The sequence below is a fragment of the Nitrincola schmidtii genome (assembly GCF_008973715.1).
GTDB lineage: Bacteria > Pseudomonadota > Gammaproteobacteria > Pseudomonadales > Balneatricaceae > Nitrincola > Nitrincola schmidtii.
In genome coordinates this window covers 138,387-160,598 of sequence record NZ_WBOL01000004.1, presented here as the reverse complement: position 1 = coordinate 160,598, position 22,212 = coordinate 138,387, and the positions used below count along the sequence as shown (strand labels likewise).

22 protein-coding genes are annotated in these 22,212 nt (G+C 45.4%); 17 read left to right on the top strand and 5 right to left on the bottom strand.

The features are described from left to right. Window positions 1-28 precede the first annotated feature (28 nt). Entirely contained in the window at window positions 29-1,093 is a 1,065-nt protein-coding gene (locus F7R24_RS05275) for a BMP family ABC transporter substrate-binding protein (protein WP_151670206.1), read from the top strand. 165 nt (window positions 1,094-1,258) lie between these two features. Here the strand turns inward: F7R24_RS05275 and F7R24_RS05270 are convergent, their stop codons facing one another. Beyond that, window positions 1,259-3,433 carry a glutamine synthetase III family protein gene (locus F7R24_RS05270; RefSeq protein ID WP_151670205.1) on the bottom strand — a complete coding sequence of 725 codons (2,175 nt, stop codon included), beginning with the start codon at window positions 3,431-3,433 and terminating at the stop codon, window positions 1,259-1,261. 265 nt (window positions 3,434-3,698) lie between these two features. On the opposite strand from F7R24_RS05270, the gene gpt reads away from it, so the two are divergent. After that, the gene (gene gpt, locus F7R24_RS05265; RefSeq protein ID WP_151670204.1) at window positions 3,699-4,208 is read left to right on the top strand and encodes a xanthine phosphoribosyltransferase; all 510 of its coding nucleotides are present in this window, start codon (window positions 3,699-3,701) and stop codon (window positions 4,206-4,208) included. A gap of 19 nt (window positions 4,209-4,227) precedes the next feature. On the opposite strand, the gene F7R24_RS05260 is transcribed toward gpt, so the two are convergent. Beyond that, the gene (locus F7R24_RS05260; protein ID WP_151670203.1) at window positions 4,228-4,383 is read right to left on the bottom strand and encodes a DUF3096 domain-containing protein; all 156 of its coding nucleotides are present in this window, start codon (window positions 4,381-4,383) and stop codon (window positions 4,228-4,230) included. Window positions 4,384-4,412: 29 nt separating this feature from the next. After that, window positions 4,413-4,652 carry a prenyltransferase gene (locus F7R24_RS05255; RefSeq protein ID WP_151670202.1) on the bottom strand — a complete coding sequence of 80 codons (240 nt, stop codon included), beginning with the start codon at window positions 4,650-4,652 and terminating at the stop codon, window positions 4,413-4,415. Window positions 4,653-4,867: 215 nt separating this feature from the next. On the opposite strand from F7R24_RS05255, the gene F7R24_RS05250 reads away from it, so the two are divergent. The 5 genes from F7R24_RS05250 (at window position 4,868) to F7R24_RS05230 (ending at window position 9,790) form a co-directional block, all read left to right on the top strand. Further along, a complete protein-coding gene (locus F7R24_RS05250; protein ID WP_151670201.1) occupies window positions 4,868-5,407 on the top strand; it encodes a DUF3087 family protein in 540 nt (179 codons plus the stop codon). Between the two features lie 118 nt (window positions 5,408-5,525). Further along, complete coding sequence (locus tag F7R24_RS05245) at window positions 5,526-6,515, top strand: serine/threonine protein kinase (RefSeq protein ID WP_151670200.1); 990 nt, start codon at window positions 5,526-5,528, stop codon at window positions 6,513-6,515. A gap of 16 nt (window positions 6,516-6,531) precedes the next feature. Then, the gene (locus F7R24_RS05240; protein WP_151670199.1) at window positions 6,532-7,146 is read left to right on the top strand and encodes an IMPACT family protein; all 615 of its coding nucleotides are present in this window, start codon (window positions 6,532-6,534) and stop codon (window positions 7,144-7,146) included. 16 nt (window positions 7,147-7,162) lie between these two features. Continuing rightward, window positions 7,163-7,627 (top strand): methyltransferase family protein, encoded by a 465-nt coding sequence (locus F7R24_RS05235; RefSeq protein WP_151670198.1) that lies wholly within the window; start codon window positions 7,163-7,165, stop codon window positions 7,625-7,627. Window positions 7,628-7,771: 144 nt separating this feature from the next. Next, window positions 7,772-9,790, top strand: coding sequence for a TonB-dependent copper receptor (locus F7R24_RS05230; protein ID WP_151670197.1), 2,019 nt, complete (start codon window positions 7,772-7,774; stop codon window positions 9,788-9,790). A 47-nt stretch (window positions 9,791-9,837) separates the two neighbouring features. Here F7R24_RS05230 and F7R24_RS05225 read toward each other — a convergent pair whose 3' ends face one another. Continuing rightward, window positions 9,838-11,142, bottom strand: a complete 1,305-nt coding sequence (locus F7R24_RS05225; RefSeq protein ID WP_240775995.1) for a lytic murein transglycosylase — start codon at window positions 11,140-11,142, stop codon at window positions 9,838-9,840. A 174-nt stretch (window positions 11,143-11,316) separates the two neighbouring features. Here F7R24_RS05225 and F7R24_RS05220 point away from each other — a divergent pair, with 174 nt between their 5' ends. From F7R24_RS05220 to F7R24_RS05200, 5 genes are all read left to right on the top strand, one after another. Then, on the top strand, window positions 11,317-12,162 hold the full coding sequence (locus F7R24_RS05220) for a MurR/RpiR family transcriptional regulator (protein WP_151670196.1): 846 nt from the start codon (window positions 11,317-11,319) through the stop codon (window positions 12,160-12,162). Window positions 12,163-12,182: 20 nt separating this feature from the next. Further along, the gene (alc, locus tag F7R24_RS05215) at window positions 12,183-13,184 is read left to right on the top strand and encodes an allantoicase (protein ID WP_151670195.1); all 1,002 of its coding nucleotides are present in this window, start codon (window positions 12,183-12,185) and stop codon (window positions 13,182-13,184) included. A 2-nt stretch (window positions 13,185-13,186) separates the two neighbouring features. Continuing rightward, window positions 13,187-13,693, top strand: coding sequence for an ureidoglycolate lyase (locus tag F7R24_RS05210; protein ID WP_151670194.1), 507 nt, complete (start codon window positions 13,187-13,189; stop codon window positions 13,691-13,693). Between the two features lie 11 nt (window positions 13,694-13,704). After that, entirely contained in the window at window positions 13,705-14,634 is a 930-nt protein-coding gene (gene puuE / locus F7R24_RS05205; protein WP_151670193.1) for an allantoinase PuuE, read from the top strand. A 91-nt stretch (window positions 14,635-14,725) separates the two neighbouring features. Beyond that, complete coding sequence (locus F7R24_RS05200) at window positions 14,726-15,403, top strand: flavin reductase family protein (RefSeq protein ID WP_151670192.1); 678 nt, start codon at window positions 14,726-14,728, stop codon at window positions 15,401-15,403. Window positions 15,404-15,440: 37 nt separating this feature from the next. On the opposite strand, the gene F7R24_RS05195 is transcribed toward F7R24_RS05200, so the two are convergent. Further along, entirely contained in the window at window positions 15,441-16,166 is a 726-nt protein-coding gene (locus F7R24_RS05195; RefSeq protein ID WP_151670191.1) for an aspartate/glutamate racemase family protein, read from the bottom strand. 340 nt (window positions 16,167-16,506) lie between these two features. On the opposite strand from F7R24_RS05195, the gene F7R24_RS05190 reads away from it, so the two are divergent. The 5 genes from F7R24_RS05190 (at window position 16,507) to F7R24_RS05170 (ending at window position 22,073) form a co-directional block, all read left to right on the top strand. Further along, a complete protein-coding gene (locus F7R24_RS05190) occupies window positions 16,507-18,147 on the top strand; it encodes an ABC transporter substrate-binding protein (protein WP_151670190.1) in 1,641 nt (546 codons plus the stop codon). 66 nt (window positions 18,148-18,213) lie between these two features. Then, window positions 18,214-19,167 carry an ABC transporter permease gene (locus F7R24_RS05185; RefSeq protein WP_151670189.1) on the top strand — a complete coding sequence of 318 codons (954 nt, stop codon included), beginning with the start codon at window positions 18,214-18,216 and terminating at the stop codon, window positions 19,165-19,167. Window positions 19,168-19,171: 4 nt separating this feature from the next. Beyond that, complete coding sequence (locus tag F7R24_RS05180; protein ID WP_151670188.1) at window positions 19,172-20,077, top strand: ABC transporter permease; 906 nt, start codon at window positions 19,172-19,174, stop codon at window positions 20,075-20,077. 5 nt (window positions 20,078-20,082) lie between these two features. After that, window positions 20,083-21,099 (top strand): ABC transporter ATP-binding protein, encoded by a 1,017-nt coding sequence (locus tag F7R24_RS05175; RefSeq protein WP_151670187.1) that lies wholly within the window; start codon window positions 20,083-20,085, stop codon window positions 21,097-21,099. Then, the gene (locus tag F7R24_RS05170) at window positions 21,096-22,073 is read left to right on the top strand and encodes an ABC transporter ATP-binding protein (RefSeq protein ID WP_151670186.1); all 978 of its coding nucleotides are present in this window, start codon (window positions 21,096-21,098) and stop codon (window positions 22,071-22,073) included. Before F7R24_RS05175 ends, F7R24_RS05170 begins: the two co-directional genes overlap by 4 nt. Window positions 22,074-22,212: the final 139 nt, after the last annotated feature.

Genomic DNA, 22,212 nt, shown 5'->3' with positions numbered 1-22,212 from the left:
TATGCTGTTAATGGGGAGACCTAAACTCATGAAAAAACTGCTAACTGTCGGTGCACTTTGTGCTGCGCTTGCTGCGCCTGTCATGGCCGACACCACTAAGGTCGGATTCGTTTACATCGGCCCTGTCGGAGATCACGGTTGGACCTATACCCATGATATCGCTCGTCTTGCGCTAGAAGAGAAGTTTGGCGATTCAGTACAAACCAGCTTTGTAGAAAATGTTGGCTATGGTGCTGATGCTGAACGTGTAATGACGCAAATGGCGCTATCAGGTACGGATCTGATCTTTGCTACCTCGTTTGGCTATGGACCCGATATGAACACGGTTGCAGCCAGATTTCCGAATGTGAAATTTGAGCACGCTACGGGTTACATTCAAGAAACCGACAATGTCAGCCTTTACAATGCGCGCTTTTATGAAGGTCGTGCTGTGATAGGTCATATCGCGGGTAAGATGACAGAGACGAATAAAGTAGGCTACATCGCTTCTTTCCCGATCCCAGAAGTGATTATGGGTATCAACTCTGCGTATCGCCATGCAAAAGCGGTTAACCCAGATGTTGAATTCAACGTTGTTTGGGTTTATAGCTGGTACAACCCAGCTCAAGAAGCCGCTGCTGCTGAAGCGCTGATTGAACAAGGTGCTGATATCATTATGCAACATACTGACTCAACCGCGCCGCTGATTGTTGCGCAAGATGCCGGTATCATGGCATTTGGTCAGGCTTCTGATATGTCAGCCTTTGCGCCAGAAGCGCATTTAACCGGTATTCTAGACGTCTGGACACCTTACTATATTGAACGCGTTCAAGCAGTCAAAGATGGTACTTGGGAAGCTGGTAATGTTTGGCATGGTATCGTTGACGGCATGGTTGGCTTCGCACCGATGAGTGACCGAATCCCTGAAGAGGTTCGTGCAGAAGCGGAAGCGATGATCGAGGCGATTGCTGCCGGTGAATACCATCCGTTCACAGGTCCTATCAATAAGCAAGATGGTACGCCATGGTTAGCTGAAGGTGAAGTTGCACCGGATAGCGATCTACTGACGATGGATTTCTACGTTGAAGGAATTACTTCCGATATCCCTAACTAATAGGCAGCTTAATAAAGGTAGCGACTAATTTAGTTAGCTACTTAGATCGCTACTTAGTTAGATATCAGAAATTTAGATAGCAAAAGTAAAACTAAAAAGCCCTTGAGCAGTTCGCTCAAGGGCTTTTGTTTTTAAGACTCGTGAAGAGTTTTAAGGCGCTACAGACTACTTAATAAATAGCATTTCTCTGTATTTAGGCAATGGCCATAGTTCGTCTGAAATCAGTGTTTCTAGCGTATCACCATAACCGCGAAGTTCTGCCATTAAAGGACAGACAGTGTCAGCTAAGAAGCGCATATGATCTTGAACGCTGTCGAAGTCATGGCGCTCATAAGCCGCTTTTAATTGACTGGATGTTGCCATCAGTGAACTGGCTTCTTTAGCGATGTCCTTGGCTACACTATTGTCTAGCTCGATACCTAGCTCTTGAAGCGTGGCTGAAGTAGCTGAAAGCTCTGATAAATAGCTGACTGCAGCTGGGTAAATCATTGTAGTGGCCATATTAACCATCAATTTTGCTTCAACATCGATACTGTTGATGTACTGCTCGGCGTAGACTTCGAAACGGCTATGCAACTCAGCAGGTGTTAATACGCCAGTGCGCTCAAAAAGACTGACCACTTCAGGACTGATCAATTCTGGTAGTGCATCAGCAGACGTGGGTAAGTTTTTCAGTCCGCGCTCCTTAACTGCAGCAGTGTGCCATTCAGAGGAATAGCCATCGCCACCGAAAATAACCGTACCATGCAATTCCATGACTTCTTTCAGCACTGCTAACGAAGCGGTAGCAACATCTTTACCGCTATTGAGTTCAGACTCTAGTTTGTCAGCAATCCAGCCCAAAGAATCGGCTAGCATGGTGTTCATAGCAACTAATGGACCTGAAACGGACTGAGACGAACCGACTGCGCGAAATTCAAAACGGTTGCCCGTGAACGCAAAAGGTGAAGTACGGTTACGGTCACCAGGATCACGATCAAATTTTAGAATCTGTGAAAGACCCAAATCCATTTGACCACCTTTAACCGTTTTACTAATTTTGCCATCTTTAATCTCATTGAAGACTTTTTCCAGCTGATCACCTAAGTAAACCGATAGAATGGCTGGTGGTGCTTCATTTGCGCCTAAGCGATGGTCATTAGAGGCTGTTGCGATAACCGCTCGAAGTAATGGTCCGTACAAATGTACACCTCGAATCACCGCCGCACAAAATACCAAGAAATGTAGATTGTCTTCTGGAGTCACACCTGGATCGAGAAGATTGCCCTGGGTGCTGTTACCGACAGACCAGTTAACGTGTTTACCCGAACCATTGACACCCGCAAACGGCTTCTCATGCAGCATACATAAAAAGCCGTGTGCTTTAGCCGTGGTTTTCATGATCACCATTAACAGCTGCTGGTGGTCAGCGGCAATATTGGATGCTTCAAAATATGGCGCTATTTCAAACTGACCCGGTGCCACTTCGTTGTGATGTGTTTTAGCAGGAATGCCGAGACGATAGAGTTTGTCTTCAAAGTCTTGCATGAACACTTGTACACGCTCTGGAATCGCACCGAAATAATGGTCATCAAATTGCTGACCTTTTGCAGGTGGAGCGCCATACAATGTTCTTCCTGACTGCATAATATCTGGACGAGCATAAGCGTAGGCTTCATCGATGAGGAAGTATTCTTGCTCCGCACCACAGCTTGAGTTCAGTGTTGTAATCTCGGTTTCACCCATCAGCGTCAATACACGTTGAGCTGCACTGTCCATCGCCGAATTTGAGCGTAACAAAGGAATTTTTTTATCGAGAGACTCACCTGTCCAAGAGAGAAACACACAGGGAATCATCAGCGTAGCACCATTAGCGGTATGCATGATATATGCGGGGCTAGTGGGGTCCCATGCGGTATAACCGCGTGCAGAGTTAGTTGCACGGATACTTCCGTTAGGGAAAGAGGAACCATCTGGTTCACCCTTGATCAACAAGCTTCCGCTAAAATCGGTAATGGCATTACCTTCTGGACTGGTAATAATAAAACCATCATGTTTTTCGGCCGTGACATTGGTCATGGGGTAAAAAATGTGTGAGAAAAACTTCGCACCCTTAGAGATTGCCCACTCTTTCATGGCTGCTGCAACGACATCGGCAGTAGCAGGGTCAAGTAATGCACCTGTTTGAAAGGTTTTTTTCATCGCTTTAAAAGCGTTTTTAGAAAGAGACTCTTCCATGCGTGCTAGATTGAAAACGTCACAAGCCCAAATCTTGCTCAAAGGCTCTGTCTTACCCAGATCCATTGGAGCACGTTGGCTAATGGTTTGGAGTGCTTGGGAACGCGCTAAATTGCTGCTCATCTAGTAACCTCAATGTTGAATCGGAAATAAACTATAATTGATGCAAGTATTAAGCCATGGGTCACTTTAAAGGCTTAGCGCTATCGTTTCTGTTAATTACGTAGAAAATGGGTTTTTATTAACACCAAAATAGTTCTTTTGATAAACTTTGTGCACTATTTTGGTGAGTAACAATGAAAAACCCATTACGTTACTCGATTAGTTAACCATTTTACTCAACGGCTCTAATTAGGCTCGTCTTGACGACGTTCTGGAGAAATACAGCATGACTGAACATCACTACCGCATGGACTTCCCTGTAGGCTGGGAGGAACTGCACCGTAATGCGCGTGCATTAGCATGGCGCCTGCTGGATAAAGGTGAATGGAAAGGAATTATCGCGATAACACGGGGTGGATTAGTTCCTGCAGCCATTTTGGCGCGCGAGATGGATATCCGTTTGATCGATACTATTTGCGTGGTGAGTTATCAAAAAAGTGATGAATCAGGCACGGCTGCAGCTCAGGGCGAACTGTCGGTTTTGAAAGGTGTGGCAGGTGACGGCGAAGGGATGATCTTAATTGATGATTTAGTCGATACCGGCAAAACCGCTCGTCATGTTCGTGAAATGTTGCCCAAAGCGCACTTTGCCACTATCTATGCTAAACCCGCTGGTAAGCCCTTGGTCGATACTTTCATCACTGAAGTAAGCCAAGATACTTGGATACGTTTTCCTTGGGATATGGAGCATATCTTCTCGACACCTTTAGCAGAACGTCCTAAAAAGTCTGAGTGACATGCTCCTGTAAGGGTATTCAGCGAAAGTTAAAATTACCCGCGCCAAAAATGCCGATTACGCCAATAAGAATCAAATAGATGGCAACAATGTAGTTGAGCAGGCGCGGCATCAGTAATATGAGGATGCCTGCAATCAGCGACACGATTGGGGTGAGTGCTAAGTTAATGTTCATAGGTAGGCCTCTTAACGTAAGTTAATCAATTACTCGTCGATTTCATGACCAATAACGCCACCCACTGCCGCGCCACCAACAGCGCCTGCTGCGCTACCTCCAGTCAGTATTGCGCCACCTACCGCGCCGATACTTGCACCCGCGGCCGTGTTTTTGTCTTGATTTGACATACCACTACAACCCATCACCAGCAGTGTTGTTGCAATAAATGTAAATCCAATCAATCGTTTAGTAATTGAGTTACCGTGTGTTTTTGTTGAAATATTCATGTTGATACCTAAATGAATGATTTAATGAGCTTAAACTGCCAAGAGTGTTAGCTTGCACAGATGCTTGCCTCTGTCGCTAATCAGTATGATAGAAGCGCTAGCCTTCTGTCGGTTCTCTAGCGCACATAACAACAAATGCTGTAAATCTTGCCAGGCTGTGACTTGAGGGTATGATGAGCGGATAAGACCTTACTAACTGATGACAGGAAATAACGGTGTCTGACTTTTTTGAAATTGAACAACGAGATCCAGAAGCTTTTCGCCAAGAAACGCGCAAAAGTACCTGGATACTGATCGCGATCTTTGCCGTGTTAGGTATGGGGTTATCGACCTTAAGTGTGTCTTATTTCGGCACCCCGGATGGCAATAATTTTGTCTGGAATGTGGCAGGCGTTTTTGCAGGCTTTGCCCTGACAACGATTATTTTTAAAACCATTTTGTGGAAGCACCCGATCATGGAAGCATCGGCATATAGCTGGAAGTTAAAGCGTTCTTTAATGAAAGTAACCAATATTATGCATCATGTGGAAGCAGGCGTAGAGCAAGATAACGTCACGGCTATTCAGCTATTACGCTTTTATCATCTCGCGTTGACCCAGATGCATAAACTAGAAGGAAATGATTCGGGTATCAGTGAGCTACAAAAACCCATGCAAAAACTGATGACTAAAATTGAATCCTTAGGGTTAGATCCAGAGCAAATACGCTTGGATCCTGAGTGGATAGAGGTGGTCAAAAAGCTTGGCAAGACATGAATAACTTTATGAAGTTATTCGCTTTAATCGATGGCTTTAGCGATCAACTCTGTCAGTTCCGAGGTGTTTAGGTTACTCTGATCGCTATAGTCATTTTTTGAACGCTACGGAGTATTCAGTGAACACATCTTCTCATCCTTTTGAAACCCTGACACCAGACTTTATTCTGGATGCCATTGAGGCGCAGGGTTTTCTGTCGGATGGCCGTATTCTAGCGCTCAACAGCTATGAAAACCGAGTGTATCAGGTGGGTATTGAAGATGAAGTCCCCATCATTGCGAAATTCTACCGTCCCGGTCGCTGGTCAGACGCCCAGATTTTAGAAGAACATCAGTTCTGTTATGAACTTGAAGAACAAGAGCTATCAGTTGTTACCCCATTAAAAAATAGTCAAGGTGAGAGTCTATTGCGTTATCAAGACTTTCGCCTAGCTCTGTTTCCAAGACGCGGTGGTCGCGCCCCTGATTTAGATAACCCAGATCATCTTTACCAGTTAGGTAATACCTTGGGGCGCATGCACCAAGTTGGCGCAGCCAAACCGTTTATTGAACGCCCAGCCCTCGACTTAGCTTCCTTTGGCTATAACAGTATTGAGCTGATAGCACGTGATTTTATGCCAGCCTCGCTGCGTGAAGCTTACCTATCGCTGACTCGTGATCTGATGCAGAAAATAGAAGAGGCTTTCCATCGCTTTGACGATATCAAAAGCATACGAGTCCATGGCGATTGCCACGGCGGTAATCTGTTGTGGCGTGATGATCTTGCCCATTTCGTTGACTTCGATGATGCGCGAATGGCACCTGCAATGCAGGATTTGTGGATGCTGCTAAGTGAGAATGAACGCCATCTGCGAGAACTTCAGTTGGCTGAAGTGCTGGCGGGCTATCAAGAGTTTGCTGACTTCGATCCACGAGAGCTGCATCTGGTTGAACCGCTTCGTACTCTGCGAATGCTTCACTATAGCGCATGGCTGGCTCGTCGCTGGGAAGACCCCGCGTTTCCACTAAGTTTTCCATGGTTTAATACCGAGCGCTATTGGGGAGAGCATATACTGCAATTGCGTGAACAGCTCTCAGCATTGCAGGAACCGGTATTACGGGTGTTATAAATCGAATACTTGTCTTATGTCACACTCTATAACACTTGATAACTCAGTATTCAGTGATTTTGAAATCAAAAAATCGCGTTTTATCGGTCGAGTGGAACCTATCTATAGTCATGCTGAAGGTCTGGCGATAGTCGACTCTCTCTGGCAGCAACACCCTGACGTACGCCATATCTGCTATGCCATGCTCGTTAACGGACAAGTGCGTCAATCCGATGATGGTGAGCCATCTGGAACCGCAGCTCGCCCTATGCTGAACGTATTGCAGCATAAAGGCTTAGATAATGTATTGGCGACAGTGGTGCGTTATTTTGGCGGGATAAAGTTAGGAGCTGGTGGTCTTGTGAGGGCATACAGCCAAGCCATCAGTGAACCGCTAAATAGTGCTGAACTTATCGAAGTTCGTCCGCAATCCTCTGTCGTTGTCCGCATTGATTATGAACATGAGTCATTACTTAGACATCTATCGGATCAATACGAACTTAGCCTAGAAATACACTATGCTGAAAAAGTGACGGCTGAAGTGAGGGGTGACATGGAGCAGATACAACCTTTTCTAGAAGCACTAAAAAATCAGTCGCGGGGTGAATTGGATATTCACGAAAATTCTATTGATCAAGATAGTAACCCATAAAGAATACGAGCGATGTATGCGCAATCGATTGAAAACTCTGATACCACCACCAGTCTACTTACTATTGTTCGCGGCTTTGATGTGGCTGCTGAATCGTTATTTTCCGCTTTATCACTGGCTAGAAATGCCTTGGCGTTATGCAGGATTGGTATTGATTGTGCTGGCAGGTTTATCTGATCTATGGTCCTTAAGCTTATTTTTAAAGCTTCATACCACTCCCAATCCCATGCGTCCCAGTGCTGCCACACATCTGGTGACCACTGGACTTTATCGCTACTCCAGAAATCCTATGTATTTCGGCATGCTAGTGATGTTAGTCGGTTGGTGGATTTGGTTAGGTAGTGTGACACCTATCCTGATGTTACCGATCTTTATCTTGGTGTTAGTTAAAATGCAGATAGAGCCAGAAGAAGAGGCGTTGGAAGTGCATTTTGGCAATGAGTATCTTAACTATAAGAGGCGTGTGCCGCGTTGGTTTTGATGTTGGTTATTTTAAGCTAGCCAACATCAACTAAGGTTGCTTTCATATTTTGCTGCGACATCATGTCACATTTTATATAAGTAACATTTCATCTAGTCTTTCCGACCATCAACATTACTAGTAGTACACCCAAGGAAAGATGTTATGAAATCGTCTAGGTTATTAACTCCTTTAGCTATAGCTGTCAGTGCAGTAGTTGCATCGTTTGCGAATGCTGAAACCTCAACTCAACCGCTTTACACCATTGAGGTTACGGCACCTATTCCTTTAGGTAGTGGAGTTTTTTCTCAACCTGTCCCATCCATTCAAGCTTCCCCTACCAGTGATGGTGGAGATCTATTACGGGCCATTAATGGTGTTTCTGGCTCTCGAATGGGAGGCAGAGGGATAGATCCGGTGATCCGCGGTCAAAGCCAGAATCAGCTTAATGTTATCTTAGATGGTGCTTTCTTATATGGAGGTTGTCCAAATCGCATGGACCCTCCAACCACTTACGCATCTCCAGCAACCTTTGACCGCGTTACCTTGATTAAAGGTAATCGTGATGTAATTTATGGACCTGGAGGAAGTGGTGGTACCGTATTATTTGAACGAGTACGCCCAGTTTTCTTTGCTGACAAACAAACACGTGGAGAAATCTCAGCTGCCTATACGGGTAATAGTGATACGACCCAATTAGCTGCCGATTTAGCGGCAGGGACAGAAGAAGGTTATGTTCGCTTTATTGCTGGACATACAGGTGCAGGAAACTATAAAGATGGCAGTAGCAGAACCATTCGATCTTCTTTTGAATCTGAATCCTATGCGTTGCTAGCTGGGCTCAAGGTAGCAGACTCGACATGGCTTGAGGCGAGTGTAGAGCAAGCCAATGAAAAAGATGTTCTCTTCCCAGGCGCAGGGATGGACTCGCCTTATAGTGACTCAACAACCTATCGGTTAAAACTAGATCATGTGACTCAGGGTGGCGTGATCGAAAGAGTCAGAGCCGAGATATATCGTGCTGAAGTAGATCATTTAATGGATAACTTTTCACTGAGAAATCAAACCGCACCGATGGCGATGAGAGCACCAACGAACTCTGATACGTCGGGTGCAAGGTTGCTGTTTGATAGTCATCTGAGTAGCACCGACATACAATGGGGTTTGGATTACCAGAAAAATAATCGTAATGCCTCTGCAATCATTGGAAAGGGTCCAATGAAGGGAAGGGTCACAGGTATTCAATGGCCAGATGTCAATTTGGAACAAACGGGTCTGTTTGCACAACTCACTCATGTTTTGACAGAGCGAGATTTGCTTCAAGCGGGTGCTCGATATGATCATGTTAGTGCAAAAGCAGGCAGGGCAAATGAGACATTTACAGGTGGTATGCTCAATGGGCAAACACCCAATGATCTTTTCGGTGCTAATGCTAAGAACCGTAGTTCTGAGAATAATCTGAGTGGCTTTTTAAGTTGGATACACAAGCTTGATGAGCAGTATCGTGTTGAAACAACTGTGTCACGCAGTGTGAGAACATCTGATGCAACAGAGCGCTATATCGCGATGGGTAATTGGCGTGGCAATCCATCCTTAGATCCAGAAAAGCATCATCAGTTAGAGCTCGTCTTAGCCTCGGAAACTTCGGATTTAAGTTGGTCACTAGCCGGTTATTACAATCGTGTAGACGACTACATTCTCAGAAAAAATAACCGTTACTCCAATATAACAGCTGAAATCTATGGTGCTGAAGCGGATCTGGTGTGGCAGATGACACCTAATTTACAATTCAGTAATGGTATTGCTTGGGTAAGAGGAAAGAATCGTGATGACAATTCGAATCTGTCACAAATACCGCCTTTAACGGCCACACTGGGTTTAACTTACCAGCAAGATGCTTTAACCGCTGGTTTGGACTGGTTGATTGCGGCGAAACAGGACAAGGTATGTCTAGCTGGAACCAGTTGCGGTGGTCAGGACTCAAGAAAAACGTCTGGTTACGATGTTGTTAATGCTCACTTGGCCTATCAGTTAAATCCAGCCTTTACCTTGAGCGCTGGTGTGAATAACTTATTGGATAAAACCTACGCTAACCATCTCAATCGAGAAGATGTGTTTGGAAATAATACGCAAGTGAATGAACCGGGTCGATCTGGCTGGGTCAAGTTGACAACTAGATTCTAAAACCAAAAGAGTGAGTTGGATGAGAGCATCCAACTCACTCGGATATCCTAACGACCTCTAATTCTCTCTAACAGCGACTGGGTCGCAAAACCATCAGGCACAAGTCCTTGGTCGCGCTGAAAAGCTCTTAAACCATTGCGTGTATTTGGCCCCATAATGCCATCGGCGACGCCAACATTGTAACCACGGTTGTTGAGTGCTTCTTGCAATTCACGCACTTGAGCACGTGTTAAAGGCACTTGATCACGAGGCCAAGATTGCTGAATACCGGGTCTGCCCATGATGGCATCAGCCAGAGTAGCGACCGCTAAGGCATAGCTGGTGGCGTTGTTATAGCGAAGAATGGCATTGAAATTAGGTCCGACCATAAACGCAGGGCCTTGTGCACCCGCGGGAACAATCACTGCAGCACTAGCGAAATTGGGAAGGTTGCCACTGATGGCTCTAATACCCTGAGCTGACCATTCAGCACTGCTGCGACGATCGGTTTGGGTAAAATCAAAGTTGGCGGGTAAGATGACCTCTATCCCCCAAGGTTGATTGGCTTGCCAACCTGCTTGTGCCAGATAATTGGCCGTGGATGCCATGACATCAGGAATACTACCCCAAATATCTCGACGACCATCGCCATCACCATCTTTAGCGTAAGATTCAAAGCTGGATGGAATAAATTGAGTATGCCCCATTGCACCCGCCCATGAACCGATCATCTCATCAGCAGCAATCTCGCCACTATCAATGATGCGTAATGCGGCCAATAGCTCTGTTCGCGCAAACTCACTGCGGCGACCATCGTAGGCTAGGGTGGCAAAGGAGCTTAATGCTGAAAAGCTGCCAAAGTTACGACCATAATCACTTTCAATGCCCCAGATAGAGACAATAATTTCAGCCGGCACACCATAGCGTTGCTGCATTTGCAGCGCGGTTTGACGATGTTCATCTAATCTGTTTTGGCCGTTGGAGATGCGAGTTCTGGAGACAGCACCATCCAAATATTCCCAAATAGGTCTGACAAATTCGGGCTGGTGACGATCAAGTTCTATGATCCGTTCAATATAGCGAACATTGTCCAAGGCCGACAGAGCTCGCGCACTGATACCCTGACTCGCAGCATCACGACGAAAGTCAGCTAGCCAAGCATCAAAGCTTTCGTGGCGTTGCTGTGGCTGTGCCGGCTGAGGGGTGTTTTGTGCCACTGTCTGCGTTACAGCAGTAGAGGTATTGGATGCTTCAACCTGTTCCTTTTCGATTTGCGTCGAAGCACAGGCAGAAAGCATGGTCAGTGGCAGTATTAAAGTGGCGCTCAGTATGAGTGAACGACAAGGAGAAAAAAGATAGTTAGATCGCATCATTCAAAATTCCTTTAAGAAACTTTCAACATTCTACTCTTTAGGATCAGCCAGTACGATAGATGCTTTGTCTTCTGTAACTTTCGTTTCAATTGGATATTTTTATGGTTCTAAAGTTGCAAAAAAAGCAGTTTCATATCAGAATGCCGTGACATCACTCGTTTTATTGAGAACCACATGCGTCGAATTTCAGCACAAATACGTCAAGAATATGATCAGCTATCGCCTACAGAAAAACGTGTAGCTAGCTTTATACTCGATCATCTTGATGATTTAGCAACCTATAATTCGGTAGAACTGAGTCGCCAATGTGATACATCAAAAGCAACCATTAGCCGGTTGTTTCGTCGCTTAGGTTACTCCAATTTTAAAGAGGTGCGTGAAGATTTACGTCGTTTACGTCAGTCCGGTGTGCCGTTACCGGGTCCTAAACTCAATAGTGAAGCTAGTTTGGTCGATCGGCACCTTGCAAGCGAAATGAAAAATCTAAAGCGTCTACAGGCCTTGGCTCAAACTTCGTTACTAGCGGACATTACCGAGCAGTTAGATGCTGCTAACCGTATTGCGGTGATTGGCTTTCGCAATAGCTATCCCGTTGCGCTGCATTTGCGTCAACAGCTTATTCAAATTCGTCCAGCCGTTTTGTTGTTACCGCAACCGGGTCAGACCGTATCAGAAGAGGTTGCAGATTTTACCCCACAGGATGTCGTAGTGTTATTGGCGTTTCATCGTCGCCCCGCTGGTTTTAATGCCTTACTGAAAACGTTGCAAAAACTAAATGTTCCCGTGTTGTTAATTAGTGAAGAACAGAGCGGTCTAGGGAAAAGTAAACCTAAATGGTTTCTGGAACTTCCACTGGACACCATCTCTGCCTTTGACAGCTACGCACTGCCCATGAGTGTGGTGAGTTTACTCAGTAACTTGCTGCTTCATTATCAGCTAGATAAAGGCCGCGCGCGTATTGAGAAAATTAATCAGTTATATGATTCAACCGAAGAATTGGATATCAATCTATCCTACTAACCTTATTTCGAGAGGCCATCATGCAGTCCGTTGAAAACCCTTATAAACGCAGTATTAACCTTGCCGACGCCCGTTTGGGTACACGTGCCGTTTTTGTCACGGATGATTGGTTTGCCGATGTTAATCGGTTGTTTAATCCTGAAGCACCGGTATGGAAAGAGGGTGTATTCGATGACAATGGTAAATGGATGGATGGCTGGGAAAGTCGCCGTAAGCGCTTTGAAGGCTATGATCATGCGATTATTCGCTTAGGTGTGCCGGGTTATATTCAAGGTGTTGATATCGATACGTCTTATTTTACCGGTAACTATCCTCCTTCCGCATCTTTAGAAGCGTGTTTCTGTGAAACGGGTGATCCCGATGAGCAAACACGCTGGACTCAGATTCTTCATTCCGTTGATTTGCAGGGCAATAGCCATCATCTGCATGAAACCTTGCATTCCGACCAAGCTTGGACGCACTTGCGTTTCAATATCTACCCTGATGGGGGTGTGGCTCGCTTACGAGTCTATGGTATTCCTTACCGTGATTGGTCATCGGTCAGCGAAACAGAAGCGTTAGATCTTGTCTCTGTGCTAAACGGTGGTCGAGCGCTGGCCTGTTCTGATGAGCATTACGGCAGCATCAGTAATCTGATTAATCCAGGTCGTGGAATCAATATGGGTGATGGTTGGGAAACCGCTCGTCGTCGCACGCCTGGGTATGATTGGGTGATTCTGTCGTTAGGGCATCCTGGCGTGGTCGAAAAGATTATTGTGGATACGCTACACTTTAAAGGTAACTATCCCGATAGCTGCTCTATTCAGGCGGCGTATGTGAAAGGCGGTACCGAAAGTCAGATCGAGACCCAAAGTCTCTACTGGAAAGAATTGCTACCCTCACATAAGCTTCAGATGCACCAAGAGCATACGTTTACCACAGAACTGCAGGATCTAGGCCCGATTACCCATGTGCGTCTGAATATTTTCCCGGATGGGGGTGTTAGCCGATTACGTTTACTAGGCCATATTGCGAGGCGCTAAGCATGTCGATTCAACTGACGCCGCAACCTTTAACGGCAAAAAACTTTGCTCCTTTTGGTCAAGTGATTGATCGACAACAGCACAGTCATTTTCTGATTAATGGTGGTAGTACTGAGCGCTATCACAATATGGCTCAGGTCGAAACAGGTCCAGACGATGGGCAGGTGATTATTAGTATTTTTCGCAAACCCAAGGCGGATCAATTTCCTTTAGACATTAAAATGCTTGAACGTCATCCTTTCGGTTCTCAAGCCTTTATTCCGTTAAAAGGAAAGCCGTTTCTAATCGTCGTTGCACCGCCGGGAGATCAGCCAGACCTGAGTCAAATGTGCCTGTTTATCAGCGATGGTTCGCAAGGAGTGAACTATGCAGCCGGCGTTTGGCACCATCCTTTGATCGTTACAGCCGATGAAGACGAATTGCTGGTTGTAGATCGAAGCGGTCAGCTACCGAATTGTGATGAATTTACCCTCGAGCCTGATCAGGTTCGTAGTATTGATTGGGCGTAAAGGAGAAGTCGATGCAGAATAATCAACACTACCCGCGTGATTTAGTCGGTTACGGTGCCAATCCTCCCAATCCTCGTTGGCCCAATCAAGCACGTATAGCACTTAACTTTGTGTTGAACTACGAAGAAGGTGGCGAAATGTCCGTGTTGCATGGTGATGCCCATGCAGAGACCTTTCTGTCAGAAATTGCCGGTGCAACGCCTTATCCTGATCGACATTTAAGCATGGAGTCGATCTATGAATATGGATCGCGAGCGGGCGTCTGGCGCATTCTTCGGGAGTTTGAGCGTCGCAGTTTGCCCATGACGATTTTTGGTGTTGCCATGGCACTGCAGCGTCATCCAGATGTCACGGCTGAGTTTCAGCGCCTCGGTCATGATATCTGCTGTCATGGATTGCGATGGATTCACTATCAAGAGATGCCGGAGGCCAAAGAGCGTCAGCATCTGAAAGAAGCGATTCAGATCTTTGAACAACTCACCGGAAAGGCTCCATTGGGTTGGTATACGGGTCGCGATTCTCCCAATACTCGCCGCTTAATCGTCGAGCAGGGTGGTTTTCTTTACGATTCAGATTACTACGGTGATGACTTACCTTTCTGGACTCAAGTTGAAACAACGCAGGGGGAGTCGAAACATCACTTAGTTATTCCTTACACCTTAGACTGTAATGATATGAGGTTCTCATCACCAACTGGTTTTGCGGATGGGGAAGAGTTCTTTAACTATCTTCGTGACAGCTTTGATGTGCTGTATGCCGAAGGGGCTGATGCTCCTAAAATGATGTCCGTTGGATTACATTGTCGTTTAGTGGGTCGTCCTGGGCGCTTTAAGGCGTTACAGAGATTCTTGGATTATGTGCAAGCACATGAGGGTGTCTGGGTGACACGACGTGAAGATATTGCGCGACATTGGATTGCGGAGCATCCGGTTCGTAAATAAGAGTTTCCATTATGAAGCTTCGAGCAGATATCGTGGTTGAGCGGATAATTTTCATAAAACTTAAATGCATGTCCAACAACAGGAGTGTTCAATGACATCAAAAAGCGATACGCATTATGGAATTGATTTCTCTCAACTAACGCCTCATGAGTGCTACAAGGTGCTTATAGGTAGTATTGTTCCGAGACCTATTGCATGGATAACCACTATTGATAACTCTGGAAGAGTTAACGCGGCTCCTTTTAGTTTTTTTAATGCTTTATCCGCTGATCCTCCCTTGGTAGGTTTTGGTATTCAACGAAAAGCAGATGGTGTAGAAAAAGATACCTTGCGAAATATACAAGAAACGGGTGTTTTTACGATCAATATTGTTAACAACTCTCTTGTCGAAGCAATGAGCATATGCGCTATCGCCTTTCCAGAACAAGATAGTGAATTGGTCGCTGCAGGTTTAAGTTCAGAAAATGGTATTTTGGTACCATCACCCAGAATATTAGACGCTCCAGTGTCTTTGGAATGTAATAAAACTATGATAATACCTACCGGACCGAAGGGCGAGATCGTCCTCGGTGAAGTAGTTTTTGCGCATATCCATCAAGATCTTTGTGACCCTGAAAAACTTCATATTGACCAACAGTTATTGGATGCTGTGGGCCGAATGGGAGGTCAAGGCTATTCTCTCACTCGAGAGTACTTTGACTTATCAGTAAAGTCTGTTGATGAATGGGCTGCTTCTCAAGACAGTGGTGAGCGAATCTGGTCTAAATAAACAGAAGCAATAACAAGAGTCTAGTCGACTGATTTTGCTATAAGTTATTGGCCCACCCTGTATATTTTTTGGCTAAGGGTGGTGCATAGCAACCACGCTTTCCGGTCGATAGTCCGCAGCGTATTAACATTTCGGCTATACCTATTGCGCTAGCAACACCATCAATCACAGGGATGCCAAGCGCATTAGTGAGGTTCTTTTGTAAGTCAGCCATTCCTGCACAACCTAAAACAATCGCATCTGCTTTATCTTTTTGAATGGCTTCTTGGCAGGATTCCAAAATTTTCCGATAGGCGTCTGACTCGGGATTATGCAAATCCAGTACGGCAATATCGACGGCTCTGATACTGGCACACTGATGTTCCATTCCATACTTAATCAATAGATGTTCTGTCATTGCTACGGTACGACATAAACTGGTGACGACACTGAAACGATGTCCAAGAAAGGTTGCGGTATGCATTGCGGCTTCAGCAATACCTATGACTGGGGAATTAGATACCTCTCTTGCAGCATCGAGCCCAGGATCACCAAAGCAGGCAATGATATGCGCTTGGCACCCCTCTTTTTCACCAAGTTTTATTTGTTCGATGACGCCTGTTGCAGCGATCAATTCATCCAAAAAACCTTCGATAGATGCTGCGCCATGTAAAGGGTGACAACTGCGTAGATGAGTCTCTGGAGAGGCAACAAGTTGGGCTGCTTCTGCTATGCAGGATGTCATAGATTCAGAAGTGTTGGGATTAATTAGATTGATGATCATTTGATTGGTCTCTGTATACATTAATTGATATTAAGGTATACAAAAAAGCACATTTCGACTAGCTGTTGTTTAAAAAATTAGAAAAATTTAGTTCAATTAAAGGCGCTAGCGAAAGATGTTTATTGCACTTTTATTGTGCATTTTACATCAATCTATCCAAATTGGTGCGATCAATAGACTGTTTTTAAGAGATTTTAAATCGATGGTTATATGAATAGGTGTTGTGTCTGGCTACATAAATGCATGTAAATATTGAATACAATAGAAAATACAAAAAATATTATATGTTGTGGCACGAGTTATGCAAAAGGTTATTTAACACACTCAAAGGAGCACTGTTATGAAATCTAAGACAACTTTTGCACACAATTCACTGAAAAGAGTTTTTCCACTCAAATCACTTGCCATTGCTACGCTGGCCACATTGATACCGATTACGGCGATGGCTCAGGGTGGTACGGTACGTATCGGAATGACAGCTTCGGATATTCCATTGACGTCAGGTGCACCAAATTCTGGATTTGAGGGTGTTCGTTTTACTGGTATGACCCTTTACGATGCCTTAGTCAGTTGGGATCTTTCCGTAGACGATAAGGTAGCACCCTTAGTGCCACAGTTGGCGACAGCCTGGCATGTTGATGAAGCAGACCCTCGTAAGTGGGTTTTTCAATTACGTGAGGGTGTCACGTTCCATGATGGTTCTGAATTCAATGCAGATGCTGTCGTGTTCAACTTTGATAAGGTTTTCAATGACCAGTCGCCTCAATATGATGCGCGTCAAGCAGCCCAAGTTGTTGCTCGTTTGCCTGCCTATGAAAGTATTCAAAAGTTGGATGAATACACTGTAGAGATTACGACCAAAACTCCCAACGCAATGTTTATCAATCAATTACCTTTTATGTTTATGTCGAGTCCTGCTCACTGGGAAGCATTAAATGGTGACTGGGAAGCCTTTGAGAAAAACCCTTCAGGAACCGGCCCTTTTTCACTGGACGTTTTAGTACCACGTGAGCGTGCTGAATTGATTCCATTTGCTGACTATTGGGATGAATCTCGCCGTGCAAAAGCAGATCGCTTGGTTTTAATTCCAATTCCAGAAGCTAATACTCGAGCCAATGCTTTGTTGTCTCGTCAGGTTGATTGGATCGAGAATCCACCGGCCGATACCTTGCCAATGTTACAAAGTCGTGGTTATCAGATCACCAGCAATGGTTATCCTCATATTTGGCCATGGCAGTTCAGCTTTTTAGCGGATTCTCCGTGGTTGGATAAGCGTGTACGTCAGGCTGCAAACCTAGCGGTTGATCGTGAATCCATTCAGCAGTTACTCGGTGGTTATATGGTTCCAGCACAAGGGCTATTATTACCTGACGATGCAGGCTTTGGTGAGCCTGAATTTAACATCGGTTATGATCCTGAAGCTGCAAAAGCGTTGCTTGCCGAAGCAGGGTTTGGTCCGAACAATCCTGTCAAAGCCAAAGTGTTAATATCTGCGTCTGGTTCAGGTCAAATGCAGCCTCTTCAGATGAATGAGCTGATTCAGCAGCAGTTGAAAGAAGTGGGTATTGAGATTGAGTTTGAAGTCTTAGTATGGGAAACGCTGTTCAATAACTGGCGTCAAGGCGCGGCTGATCAGGCCTCTTTAGGTGCCCATGCAACCAATATCACCTTTGCAACTCATGATCCTTTTGCAGCGATGATTCGTTTTATCGATTCGAAAAATGTAGCACCTGTGTCGCTTAACTGGGGTCATTACAACAATGTTGAAGTCGATGGTTTGATTGCAGAACTGCAAACAGCGTTTGACCCTGAAGAGAATCTTCGTATCTATCGCCAGTTGCATGAAACTCTCGTTGAAGATGCACCTTTCTTGTTCGTAGGTCATGACACAGGCCCACGAGCCATGGGACCAAAAGTGGCTGGTTTTGTTCAAGCTAAAAGCTGGTTTCAGGATTTAACACCTGTCTACATGGAAGAATAATTCAGCTTGAATAGAGGTGATCAAGCCTTCTTTCGTTGATCACCTCGCTGACTGCGGGTAACCATTATGTTTGTCTTTATCATTCGGCGTTTTCTTTATGCCATTCCAATCGCTTTAGCCGTTGCAGCTGTGTGTTTCTCACTGGTTCACCTAGCACCGGGTGATCCTTTAACGGCAATTATTCCAGCGGATGCACCGGCCGAAGTCGTGATCGCCATACAGCAAGCCTACGGAATGGATCGACCTTTATTGGTGCAATTTGGTAGTTGGATACAGCGAGCACTCCAAGGAGATCTAGGGGTTTCCGTTGCCACAGGGCGCCCTGTCATGGGTGACATAGCCCTAGCCTTGAGTAATACCCTATTATTGGCATTTGCGGCGGCTTTGCTGGGTTTTTTGGGAGGCATTCTCTTAGGTGCTTTAGCGGCCATCTATAACGGTACTTGGATTGATAAGCTGGCGACAGCTCTGGCTATTACAGGAGTATCTATACCGCACTATTGGTTGGGCTTATTGTTAGTAATTATCTTTTCTGTACACCTAGATTGGCTTCCTTCAATGGGTGCAGGTCCAGGAGGATCATCTGACTGGCGTTTAGATTGGGCGCATCTGCGTCATTTAGTGTTGCCAGCAGTCACTATGTGTTTTATTCCTATGGGTATTGTTACTCGTACAGTTCGTGCAACGGTTTCTGAGATCTTGAACTCCGAGTTTGTTACTGCGTTGTATGCGCGAGGCTTGCGTGGACGTCGTATTGCCCTGCATGTGGCTAAAAATGCCGCACCTACCGTGTTGTCTGTTATGGGATTGCAGTTTGGTTATTTGTTAGGCGGCTCGATTCTGGTCGAAACGGTGTTTTCTTGGCCCGGCACCGGATATTTGTTGAATACAGCAATCTTTCAGCGCGATATCCCCTTGTTACAGGGCATTATTCTGGTATTGGCAATGTTTTTTGTTGGTCTGAACCTATTAGTGGATGTTCTACAAACACTGATGGATCCACGGATCAAGCGAGGGTAATCGGATGACCACCATAGCTTCCACTACTTCAAAAGAAAAATTTGCACTTGCAGCAGAAACAGCAGCAGTCTCAAGAGGTTACTGGACAACCGTTTGGACAAGACTGGTTAGAGATCCCGTATCCGTTGGCTGTGCTGTTGTATTACTACTAATGGTGTTAATTGCAGTCTTTGCACCTTTGCTGGCACCCTATGATCCTAGTCAGGGTACCATGTTGAAACGCTTATCTCCTATAGGTACAGAAGGGCATTGGCTGGGTACAGATGAATTGGGTCGTGACATGTTATCGCGACTGATGCACGGCGGACAGATGAGCCTAATGATGGGTTTACTCCCTGTATTTATCGCCTTTGCAATAGGCACATCGTTAGGCTTAATTGCTGGTTTTTTTGGTGGTTGGATCAACTCACTCATCATGCGTACCACTGATGTATTCTTTGCATTTCCTGCGGTGCTCTTGGCGATAGCTATTTCAGGTGCCTTGGGGGCAGGTTTTATTAACGCCATTATTTCGCTCACTCTGGTGTTTATTCCACCGATAGCTCGTGTGGCTGAAAGTGTGACCACATCAGTACGAAATTTGGATTTTGTCGAGGCGGCTCGTGCTTCTGGTGCAGGTAACTTCACCATTATTCGTGTGCATGTTTTAGGCAATGTTCTGGGACCTGTGTTTATTTACGCCACAAGTCTCGTCTCTGTTTGCATGATTCTGGCAGCGGGATTAAGTTTTCTTGGGTTAGGAGTTAGACCACCGACCCCTGAATGGGGATTGATGCTGAATACTCTGCGGCAATCAATTTACATCCAGCCTTGGATCTCTGTTCTCCCCGGGCTAATGATTTTTATCACCTCACTGTGTTTTAACCTGCTGTCTGATGGATTGCGCAGTGCCATGGATATCAAGAGGTAATATTGATGACTGCCTTATTGCGTGTACAGGATTTGAAAAAATATTTCCCAGTAGGTAAGGATCTGCTTGGACGCCCGACACAAGTGGTTCAGGCGGTTGATGGCGTTAGCTTCAGTGTTGAAAAAGGGAGAACCCTTGGTATTGTGGGAGAATCTGGTTGTGGTAAATCCACTACGGCTCGTTTACTCATGCATCTTATTGAACCAGATGAGGGGCGTATCAGTATTCGTGGCAAAGAGTTTGGTAACATCAGTGGCCGCCATCCCGTTGCTGAACTACGTCGTCAGATGCAGATGGTATTTCAGGATTCTTACGCCTCTTTAAATCCGCGCTTGACGATAGAAGACAGCATCGCTTTTGGTCCACAGATACACGGTGTTAGTGAGCGTGAAGCACGTCAGCAGGCCAGAGATTTACTAGAAAAAGTGGGTTTGAATCCAAATGTCTTTGTACGTCGATATCCACATGAGTTATCGGGTGGTCAGCGGCAGAGGGTGAATATTGCCAGAGCGCTCGCCATCAAGCCGGAAATTGTGCTTTTGGATGAAGCAGTTTCTGCATTGGATAAATCGGTTCAGGCACAAGTGCTAAACCTCTTATCTGATTTGAAGAAAGAGTTTGGTTTGACCTATCTTTTTATCTCTCATGATCTCAATGTTGTTCAGTATATCAGTGACGACGTCATGGTGATGTATTTGGGACAAGTCGTGGAATCAGGTCCTGTCGAGCAACTGTATCAAAACCCAGCTCATCCCTATACCCGTGCACTACTAAGTTCGGTGCCCTCACAAACGCCACATGAACGCAAACAACACAAAGTCCTAGAAGGCGATCCACCCAATCCAATTGCTCCGCCTTCAGGTTGCCGATTTCATCCACGTTGTGAGCATGCTCGTGCCATCTGTTCTTCACAGCAGCCAGAGACCACAAGAGTTGAGGGTTTGCATCAAGCCGCTTGTTTTATGCTGCCAGCAAATCCTAATCATGAAAAATACATTCAGTTACAGGAGGTGTCAGCATGAGTGCTGATAAATTAATAGACGTTCGTAACCTGAATGTAACTTTTAAAGGTGAAGAGGGACCTGTTTATGCTGTGTCAGATGTCAGTTTTGATCTAGCGGCTGGCGAAACCTTAGCATTATTGGGTGAATCAGGTTGTGGTAAAAGTGTCACTATGAAGTCGTTGATGCGTCTGCATCCTGCACATAAAACCCGCATTGAAGGACAGATAAATATTGACGGTGTGGATCTATTGTCGATGCGCCCTGCCGCCTTATCGGCGATGCGAGGAAAAACGGTTTCGATGGTATTTCAGGAACCTATGTTGGCGTTTGATCCTGTATATACGGTGGGTGATCAAATTATTGAATCGGTGATGCGACATGAAGGTTTTAGTCGAGTTGATGCGCGTAAGCGAGCATTAGAAATGTTAGAACGTGTTCGTATACCTTCAGCGGCTAAGCGTTTGGATGCTTACCCTCATGAAATGTCGGGTGGTATGCGTCAGCGAGCCATGATTGCATTGGCTCTTGCGTGTAAGCCTAAGATTTTGCTTGCAGATGAGCCAACTACGGCACTTGATGCTACTGTTCAGATACAGGTGTTATTGTTGTTAAAAGAGCTTCAGCGTGAGTTAGGCATGAGTATGATTTTTGTCACTCATGACGTTGGTGTTGCTATTGAAGTGGCTGATCGAACTGCGGTGATGTATGCCGGGCGTATTATCGAAGAAGGGCCTGTTGATGATGTGTTATCTAATCCTTGGCATCCATATACACAAGGTCTTCTCGGTGCTACCGTTCATCCTGGGATGGATCGTAAGCAGGCACTGCCAGCTATACCCGGATCACCGCCGCAGCTTACACGGCAAATTACAGAGTGTGCGTTTGCTGCACGCTGTAGTTACCGAACCGATGAGTGTATGAAACCAATGCCAGCAGCTTATCAGGCGCAAACTCGTGCAGTACGTTGTATTCATGCATTAGCTGAGGTTTAATCATACAAGAAGCTTGATCAAGACTTGCATACAGATCAAGCTTCAACGCATTTGAGTTTAAACATTTACTAAATTGTGATGAGTTTGCCTTTGAGCCTGGTCAGGTTCGTAGTGTTGATTGGGCATAAAGGAGAAGTCT